The 8,542-nt window shown below is 59.1% G+C and carries 8 protein-coding genes, 1 rRNA gene and 1 other RNA gene; 2 read left to right on the forward strand and 8 right to left on the reverse strand.

Going from position 1 to position 8,542, the window contains the following annotated elements:
• Positions 1–130: 130 nt before the first annotated feature.
• The 5 genes from VL003_RS00410 to rnpB all read right to left on the reverse strand — a co-directional run bounded on the left by VL003_RS00410 (position 131) and on the right by rnpB (position 4,351).
• Positions 131–1,864, reverse strand: coding sequence for a peptidoglycan D,D-transpeptidase FtsI family protein (locus VL003_RS00410; protein ID WP_325438456.1), 1,734 nt, complete (start codon positions 1,862–1,864; stop codon positions 131–133).
• Positions 1,861–2,169 (reverse strand): cell division protein FtsL, encoded by a 309-nt coding sequence (ftsL, locus tag VL003_RS00415; RefSeq protein ID WP_325438458.1) that lies wholly within the window; start codon positions 2,167–2,169, stop codon positions 1,861–1,863. Before ftsL ends, VL003_RS00410 begins: the two co-directional genes overlap by 4 nt.
• A complete protein-coding gene (gene rsmH / locus VL003_RS00420; RefSeq protein ID WP_325438460.1) occupies positions 2,169–3,236 on the reverse strand; it encodes a 16S rRNA (cytosine(1402)-N(4))-methyltransferase RsmH in 1,068 nt (355 codons plus the stop codon). Before rsmH ends, ftsL begins: the two co-directional genes overlap by 1 nt.
• Positions 3,237–3,243: 7 nt before the next feature.
• Entirely contained in the window at positions 3,244–3,672 is a 429-nt protein-coding gene (mraZ, locus tag VL003_RS00425) for a division/cell wall cluster transcriptional repressor MraZ (RefSeq protein ID WP_325438471.1), read from the reverse strand.
• A 263-nt stretch (positions 3,673–3,935) separates the two neighbouring features.
• Positions 3,936–4,351, reverse strand: an RNA gene (gene rnpB / locus VL003_RS00430) — RNase P RNA component class A.
• Positions 4,352–4,495: 144 nt separating this feature from the next.
• Here rnpB and VL003_RS00435 point away from each other — a divergent pair.
• Positions 4,496–6,316 carry an ATP-binding cassette domain-containing protein gene (locus VL003_RS00435; RefSeq protein ID WP_325438463.1) on the forward strand — a complete coding sequence of 607 codons (1,821 nt, stop codon included), beginning with the start codon at positions 4,496–4,498 and terminating at the stop codon, positions 6,314–6,316.
• On the opposite strand, the gene pyrC is transcribed toward VL003_RS00435, so the two are convergent.
• Positions 6,313–7,374 (reverse strand): dihydroorotase, encoded by a 1,062-nt coding sequence (gene pyrC, locus VL003_RS00440; protein ID WP_325438465.1) that lies wholly within the window; start codon positions 7,372–7,374, stop codon positions 6,313–6,315. The two genes, VL003_RS00435 and pyrC, sit on opposite strands and share 4 nt — an antisense overlap.
• A 149-nt stretch (positions 7,375–7,523) precedes the next feature.
• Here pyrC and VL003_RS00445 point away from each other — a divergent pair, with 149 nt between their 5' ends.
• Entirely contained in the window at positions 7,524–7,796 is a 273-nt protein-coding gene (locus tag VL003_RS00445; RefSeq protein WP_325438467.1) for an SWIB/MDM2 domain-containing protein, read from the forward strand.
• Between the two features lie 98 nt (positions 7,797–7,894).
• On the opposite strand, the gene VL003_RS00450 is transcribed toward VL003_RS00445, so the two are convergent.
• Positions 7,895–8,260 carry a DUF4870 family protein gene (locus VL003_RS00450; protein ID WP_325438469.1) on the reverse strand — a complete coding sequence of 122 codons (366 nt, stop codon included), beginning with the start codon at positions 8,258–8,260 and terminating at the stop codon, positions 7,895–7,897.
• 193 nt (positions 8,261–8,453) lie between these two features.
• A 5S ribosomal RNA gene (gene rrf, locus VL003_RS13465) occupies positions 8,454–8,542 on the reverse strand; the annotation flags it as partial.

The raw sequence follows: 8,542 nt of genomic DNA on the forward strand, positions 1-8,542 counted from the left end.
AGCCGTCCGTCCGAGCGCAGCCCCTGGCAGGCAAAGAAGACGTCGCCGCGCTCAACCAGACGCGAGTCCAGACGCAAGTGCGCTCGCGGCGAGGCGTGTTGAGCGATCCACTCGATTAATGCTTGTATGTTCATTCTTGAGCCTCCTGAGCACCGACTGCGACCAGAGACTCAAATGGGGCATCGGGCTGTACGCCCATGCGCCGCAAGCTGCTTGCAACGATATTGGAAAAAATGGGTGCGGCGACGCGACCGCCGTAGTAGGCGCCGCCCTGTGGTTCGTCAAGCGTTACCGCCACCACAATGCGCGGGTCGGACACAGGGGCGAAGCCCACGAACGAACTGCGATACTTCGAGGTGCTGTAACGTCCGTCGACAATCTTGCGTGCGGTGCCGCTTTTTCCCGCTACACGGTAACCCTGCACCTGCGCCAGCTTGGCGCCGTCGGGCCCGGCAGCGGCCTCGAGCATGGTTCGCACCAACGCCGCGTCTTCGGGCTTGTACACCTGCACCGAAGTCGGCTTGCCTTCACGCTTGAGCAGTGTCATTGAAACCATGTCGCCATCACGTGCAAAAACCGTATAGGCATGAGCAATTTGCAGCAAAGAAGCCGACAGGCCATAGCCATAGGCCATGGTGGCCCGCTCGATTGGACGCCAGCGTTCCCAGGGCCGTAACTTGCCCGAGGCGACGCCCGGAAAATTAGCGTGGGGTGCCCGGCCAAAACCCAGCTCGGTAAATTTGGTCCACATCTCTTGCGAGGTAAGTCGCTCCGAGATCATGGTCATGCCAATATTGCTTGAGCGGCGCAAGATGCCGGCGACATCAACGACGCCGTTTCGACTGACGTCAGATATGACCGAACCCTGGTAGCGATACCGACCGTTGCCGGTATCGAACTTGGTATTGGTGGTAACCCTGCCCAGGCCTAGGGCCAACGCCACGGTAAACGGCTTCATGATCGAACCCGGCTCGAACGTATCGATGATGGCGCGGTTGCGCAGTGCCGCGCCTTTTCGATCATCGCGCCGATTGGGGTCGTAAGTGGGCAGGTTCACCAGGGCGAGCACTTCGCCTGTCTTTACGTCAAGCACAACGCCCGCCGCCGCCTGAGCCTTGTTTTCCACCATCGCTTTCTTGAGGGCGGAGTATGCGTCAAACTGCAGGCCCGCATCGATGGAAAGACGCAGATCCTTGCCATCGACAGGCGGCACCACAGCCTGCACGTCTTCGACCACCCGTCCCAGGCGGTCGCGAATGACCCGGCGGCTACCAGGCGTGCCCGACAGCTCTTCGTTGAACGTCAGCTCGACGCCTTCCAGACCCTTGTCTTCAATGTCGGTAAAGCCCAGCACATGCGCTGTCATGCCGCCTTCCGGGTAGAAGCGGCGCATTTCGCCCTGCTGGTGTATGCCGGGAATCTTCAGGGCACGAATCTGCTCGGCCAACTCAACCGACACCTGGCGTTTTAGATAAACAAAGTTCTTGTCTTCGTTGGCCAGTCGTCGTTGAATGTCGCCGAGCGAGATCTCCAGTGTTCTGGCCAACTGGGCCAGCTGTTCATTGGTCGCCTCTTTCGCGTCTTCGGGTATGGCCCAGATTGCACGAGCCGGCACACTGGAAGCCAGAACCACCTCGCCCGTGCGGTCGAATATTTTGCCTCGGGTGGCCGGCAGCACCAAGGTGCGCTCGTAGCGGCGCTCGCCTTGCTGCTGCAGGAAGTCTTTGGACATGCCCTGCAAATACAAGGCCTTGACCACCACCGCCGAAAAACCAAGCATCAGCAGAATCAGGACAAGGCGCGACCGCCACATCGGCATCTGGATGTTCAGCACGGGGCTATCGTAGAAGCGGACGCGTTTCATGGCCGACCTCCGCCCGGGGGGTCGGCGGCAGGCGCCGTGGCAAAGTTTCCTTTCAGGTACAAGGTTCGATCGGGCGAAGCCGGCAACATTTCAAGGTCTTGCCGGGCAACCTCGTCGATGCGCGCGTTGCGGGCGAGTTCAGCCCGTTCGAGCTGCAAGCGGCGCCAGTCGGTATCGAGTTCACGTGCCGCCGCCGCCTGCCGTTCTGAGGCCACAAACAGCAAGCGCGATTGATAGCGCGCAGTAACAAGTGAAATCGCCGAGAGCATCAGCAAGAGGGTAAAGATAATGCTGAGCCGGCCCATTAGCGCTTCCTTCGGGCCAAGCGGCTGTCGTGTTGCGGAACCAGGCGAATTTCGTTGATAAACGAAGCGCCTGCGTCGGGCGGCAGGGGCGCATCAGTGCGCTGCGCCACTCTCAGGACAGCCGAACGCGCACGCGCGTTCTCTTTTGTTTCTTGTTCCGACGGCAGGACCTTGCCCAGGGACGTGAGTATGGGCTGGGGCATGTCTCGCTCGAAGATGGGCAGGCGCGCCTGAGCCTCGCTTCGGCGACGCGCTGCCGCAATGCACTGCTTGACCATGCGGTCTTCGAGAGAATGGAAGCTGATCACCGCCAGACGTCCCCCCGGAGCCAAGAGCCTCAGAGCTGCCGCGAGGGCGCGCGCGAGTTCTTCGAGCTCTTGATTGATGTGAATCCGTAAAGCCTGAAAGGTGCGAGTGGCCGGGTGTTGACCCTTTTCGCGCGTGCGGACGACACTGGCGACGAGCTCGGCGAGGTCGAGCGTTGTGCGCAGCGGCCGGGATTCGCGGCGAGCAGCAATCGCCTTTGCAATCTGGAAAGCAAACCGTTCTTCGCCATATTTCGCTATGACCTCCTTGATCTCTTCGACGCCGGCTTGCGCCAGCCACTGAGCCGCGGTCAGACCACGGCTCGTATCCATGCGCATGTCTAGCGGACCTTCGCGCATAAATGAAAACCCTCTTTCGGCATCATCGATCTGGGGAGACGAAATACCCAAATCAAGCATGATCCCGTCAACCTGCATTACCCCCCGGGCCTCGAGCTCTTCCTGCATTGAGGCGAACCCGCCGTGAACCACCATGACTCGCGGATCGGCCGCTTGCAGCTCGGTAGCGGCCTTGATCGCGACGGGGTCTTTATCAAAGACCACCAGCCTTGCGTCCGGCCCCAATCGCGAAAGCAGCAAGCGACTATGCCCGCCCCGACCGAAGGTTCCGTCTACATACACGCCACTTGGACGCAGGACGTCGCCACCGACCGGAAACACACGCGCCTTGGCGTCAAAACCGGGATCAACGAGGGCGTTGACCGTGGGCTCTAACAGCACGGGCCGGTGCGTGAACTCCATGGGTGCTTCAGAACGAAAAATTGTCGAGGGCGTTGGTCATGCCCTGTGCCAGCGCTTCGGCCTCGGAGCGGGCCCATTCGGCCGCATCCCAGATTTCGAAGTGCCCCCCCATGCCCAAAAGCATGACGTCGCGAGCAAGACCCGCCGCGTTGCGCAGCTCGGGTGCGACCAGGATTCGACCGGATCCGTCCATGTCGACATCTTGGGCGTTACCCAACAGCAGGCGCTGCAACGGCCTGGCCGAAGCGGGGAATGCGGCGATCTGTTCGCGCTTTTGCTCCCAGACATTTCGGGGATAAAGCAGCAAGCAACCGTCGGGGTGACGCGTAAGCGTCAAGCGCCCTTCGACCTGCGACTTGAGCGCGTCACGATGCCGGGTAGGAATCGAGATCCTCCCCTTCACATCAAGCGTGAGTGCGCTGCTTCCCTGAAACACCTGTTTCTCCCCACTTTGTTGCACAAAATCCTACTTTTCCCCACTCTACGGTAAGCCGTGACGCCGGTCAAGCGCTAAATTGCGTTTTTTTCAATCACAACAAGCACTTACAGCGGTAACCTAGAACGTACGAAAGGGAAAAAAGCAAAGAAATCAATTGATTGCGGAACGATCTAAAAGTGCTTTGTGCGATCGCAAAGAGGGCCGACGCACTGCCGGCCTTGCGTTTGTTTACATGTGGAGCGGGAAAAGCAGGAAGTAAAAGGCAAGACAGACCTATAGGCCGGATTCTGTACACCTGGCCGAAACCGGGTGGGCAATCATTCCTCTGGGTGAGCCATTGCTGACCCACTCTAGCCATCTACCCGCATGCTCGGACGGGCCGCCCTTTAAGCCCCGAGGGGCCTGCACATGCCTATTTGATGTTGCTCCGGATAGAGGTTGCCGCGTTTCACCCTGCCGCGCCCCGCCCTGTTTACAGGACGGGCCGTACGGAGATGGCCGTACGGGTGCGCACTTGCGTGCGCCCTCGCGACAGACTCGTCTCTGTGGCCCTGTTCCTCGGTTCGTTGCACCGCCGAAGCCGCACAATGAACCGGACGGCCGTTAGCCGTTATCGCGCCCTATGGAGTCCGGACCTTCCTCGATAATTAAATACCGCGATTGCCCAGTCTGTCTTGCCCGGGTATTGTAACCGGCGCGGGCCCGTGGAACCCTGCGTAAACGCCTTCCTGCGACATTTATTTAACCTGCGACAATAGGGGTTTGGCCGCAGCATTTTGCGCGCCTTTATACAAACTTTCGCTCTGAACGCATCGATCACATGGCCGCAACCCTTATCACCCTGACCGGCATTCAGCTGGCTTACGGGCATCACCCTTTGTTGGACAATGCCGAACTCACCGTCCAGACAGATGAACGCATCGGTCTGATCGGACGGAACGGCGCAGGCAAGTCCTCTTTACTCAAGATTCTTGACGAACGTATCCCCCCCGATGACGGCGATGTGATGCGCCTGGGCGGCCTTCGTGTCACAACTGTCGAACAAGAACCCGTACTCAATGAAACCCTGACGGTCTTCGAGACCCTGTGCGGCGACATTAATGAGTCAGAAGACTGGGCACGTCCGGCTCGCGTTCAAGCGCTTATAGACGAACTGGGCCTGAACGCCGAAGCGCCTATTGCCGGTCTGTCGGGCGGCACCCGCAAGCGCGTGGCGCTGGCGCGCGCACTGGCTGACGAACCCGATCTTCTGCTGCTGGACGAGCCCACCAACCATCTCGACTTTACCGGCATAGACTGGCTGGAGAAACGGCTGATTTCCGCCCGTTGCGCCATTATCCTCATTACGCATGACCGGCGCTTCCTTGATGCCGTCACCACCCGCATTGTCGAACTCGATCGAGGGCAGTTGTTCAGCTTTCCGGGCAACTTCAGCGACTGGCAACGTCGCAAGGCCGAATGGCTGCAAGCTGAACAGCAACAAAACGCGAAGTTCGACAAGGTGCTTGCCCAAGAAGAGGTCTGGATACGCAAGGGCGTCGAAGCACGACGCACGCGCAACGAGGGACGCGTGCGCCGACTTGAGGCCCTGCGTCGCGAACGAGCCGCTCGACGCGAACGAGTGGGCAACGTCAATCTGGCCATTGCCGAGGGCAAGCGCTCGGGCAAACTTGTGGCCGAGCTGACCAACGTCAGTCATTCATTCGGTGACCGCGTCATTGTTCGCGACCTGTCCACGACCATTCTGCGTCAAGACCGCATCGGCCTGATCGGCCCCAACGGGGCCGGCAAGACCACCTTGCTCAAGATCATTCTGGGCGAGCTCAAACCCAACCAGGGCGAAGTACGCCTGGGCGTCAACCTGACCGTGGGGTATTTCGACCAGATGCGATCCAAGCTCGACGAAAACGTCACCGTGGCCGACACCATCAGCCCCGGCAGCGAGTGGGTCGAAATAGGCGATCAACGCAAGCACATCATGAGCTACCTAGAAGACTTTTTGTTTTCCCCGGCTCGGGCACGCTCGCCAGTCAGCAGCTTGTCTGGCGGCGAACGTGCCCGCCTGGTGCTGGCCCGGTTGTTCGCTCGTCCCACCAATGTCCTGGTCATGGACGAACCCACCAACGATCTCGATATCGAGACGCTAGAGCTGCTCGAATCGTTGCTGCAAGAGTATCAAGGCACGGTTTTGCTCGTCAGCCACGACCGTGAGTTTCTCGACAACGTCGTGACGCAGACACTGGCATTCGAAGGCAACGGCCATTGGGGCGAATACGTGGGCGGCTACGATGAGTGGCTGGCGCAACGACCACAACCGGCTACGCCTGCCCGCAAACCACCTTCGGCGGACGACCCTAAAAAAGAGGCGCCTGGCAGAAAGCCCGAGGCCGCTTCCGCCAAGCCGACACGACCTGGCAAGCTGGCCTCGTGGGAGCAAAAAGAGCTTGATGAAATACCCGATGCCATTGCGGCACTTGAAGCGCAACAGGCCGAGCTTGCCGCCCAGCTGGCCGATGGCAGCCTATACCGGGACGCACCCGATCAGGTCGACAGCATCAATCTGCAGTTACAAGCACTGGACGACAAGCTGGCCGCGTTATTCGAGCGTTGGGAAACACTGGAAGCCAAGCTAGGCGGCTAAGCCACCACCTTCCAGCCAAGGGCCTCGCCTGCGGCCAACGGCACAACCGTGGTGTCGGCCATGGGCAGTTCGTCAGGAATGGTCATTTCGGTTTTGCGCAAAGTAAGCGTACCTTCATTGACGGGCAAGCCGTAAAATCGGGGACCGTTCAAGCTGGCAAATGCCTCGAGGGCATGAAGCCGCCCAGCGGCTTCGAACGCCGTTGCGTAAAGCTCCATGGCATGAAAAGCCGTGTAGCACCCGGCACAGCCGCAAGCATGCTCTTTTAAGCCGCGGGGGTGGGGTGCGCTGTCGGTGCCCAGAAAAAAACGTTCGTCGCCGCTGGTGGCCGCCTCGACAAGCGCCTGCCGATGGGTTTCGCGCTTGAGTACCGGCAAACAATACCAATGCGGCCGTATGCCCCCCAGAAACAGCGCATTCCGGTTGTACAGCAGATGATGCGGAGTAATAGTGGCGCCGGTAGGCCCCGCGTCTTGTCTGACGAAATCAACGCCGTCGCGCGTGGTGAGGTGTTCGAACACCACCTTCAGGGCCGGGTAGCGCTTGCGCAAAGGAATCATGACCCGTTCGATGAAGACTGCCTCGCGATCAAACAAGTCGACCTCGGGGTCGGTGACTTCACCGTGCATCAGCAGCGGCAGCCCGTGCAACTGCATGGCTTCAAGTGCGGGACCGCACTTGCCCAGAAGGTCAGTAACCCCGGCGTCGGAATTTGTTGTAGCGCCGGCCGGATACAGTTTTACTCCTTTGACCACACCCGATTCGACGGCACGGTCAATTTCCTTGGCCGTGGTGTTGTCGGTAAGGTATAGCGTCATCAGGGGAGTAAACGCGCCTTGTTCTACACCCGCCTTGCTCAAGGCGGCATGAATACGGTCTCGATACGCCAGCGCCTGTTCGGTGGTGGTGACCGGTGGCTTGAGATTGGGCATGATAATGGCCCGCGCAAACTGGCGGGCCGAGTCGGCCACGACCGACTCAAGCACTGCGCCGTCTCGCAAATGTAAATGCCAGTCGTCTGGGCGAACAAGGGTTAGGGTGGTGGCAGTATCAGGCATGAAGATAAAACACAAATAGAACCGGAAAGCACCATATTACCCTTGCCGCTGCGGTTTTACGCCGTTCAGCCAGAAATTGCTTTGTCTTTGGCGGCAACTCAAGTTATGCTCAGGGAAACGACTTATTCAACCTATTGGAGCACGACCCTATGGCAACATCCGCAAAAACCGCACGCAAACCCAATGCGGCCTTCATGAAGCCACTGACCCCCAGCCCCACTCTCGCCGCTGTCATCGGTGCCGAACCGCTCCCTCGCACCGAGGTCACCAAAAAAATCTGGGAATACATTAAAAAGCACGATCTGCAAGACCCCGCCAACCGCCGAAACATCAATGCCGACGACAAACTTCGCCCGCTTTTCGGTAAAGAGCAGGTATCCATGTTCGAGCTCACCAAGCTCGTCAGCGGCCACCTAAAATAAAAAAATACGCGCGTTGCAACGCGGCCGCAGCCTGTTGCAAGCCAAATAAAAAACGCTGCCCTGGAGCAGCGTTTTTTAGTAGCAGGCGCGGTCTGGGATCAATCAATCGCCTGGGGCGCAGTGCCCGAGAACAACGACAACCAGCCGCGTGCAATGCGGTAGATGATCCAGATAAGTGCGACCAGGCCGGTGATCCAGCCAATAAAAATATATGTCGCGAGCGCGCTAAGCAGGCACCACAGCACGCCCCACCAGAACGTCTTGATGACCCAGTCGAAGTGCCCGGCGTAAATGGTGCCGGCTGCATCGCCCCGCTTTAGGTAAGCCACGACAATACTGGCAATGGTGGCCAAGCCCAGAAAGCCCCCGCTGATCAAGCCCAGAGCAAACAAACCATACACAATATGCGTCAGGGTGCGCATGGGCAAACCATTGGAACTCTCTGGTGGCAAGACTTCGGTCATAGACCCTCCGAACAATGATGACTGATATTTTCCGGGACTATTTTACCCGCTAATTACAGCCACAAAGCGCAAGCGCCCGGCAAAACCATCTTGAGGGGCGATAAATCGTACGGACACGATGCACCCGTTTCGCTGCCGCCGCAAAAGACAAACCCCCTGCATCGCTGGGATGCAGGGGGTTTGCGGAATAAGAGCCTGACGATGACCTACTTTCACAGGCGAATGCCAACTATCATCGGCGCAAAGGCGTTTCACGGTCCTGTTCGGGATGGGAAGGGGTGG

Source organism: Pusillimonas sp. (assembly GCF_035515275.1).
Classification (GTDB): domain Bacteria; phylum Pseudomonadota; class Gammaproteobacteria; order Burkholderiales; family Burkholderiaceae_B; genus Pusillimonas.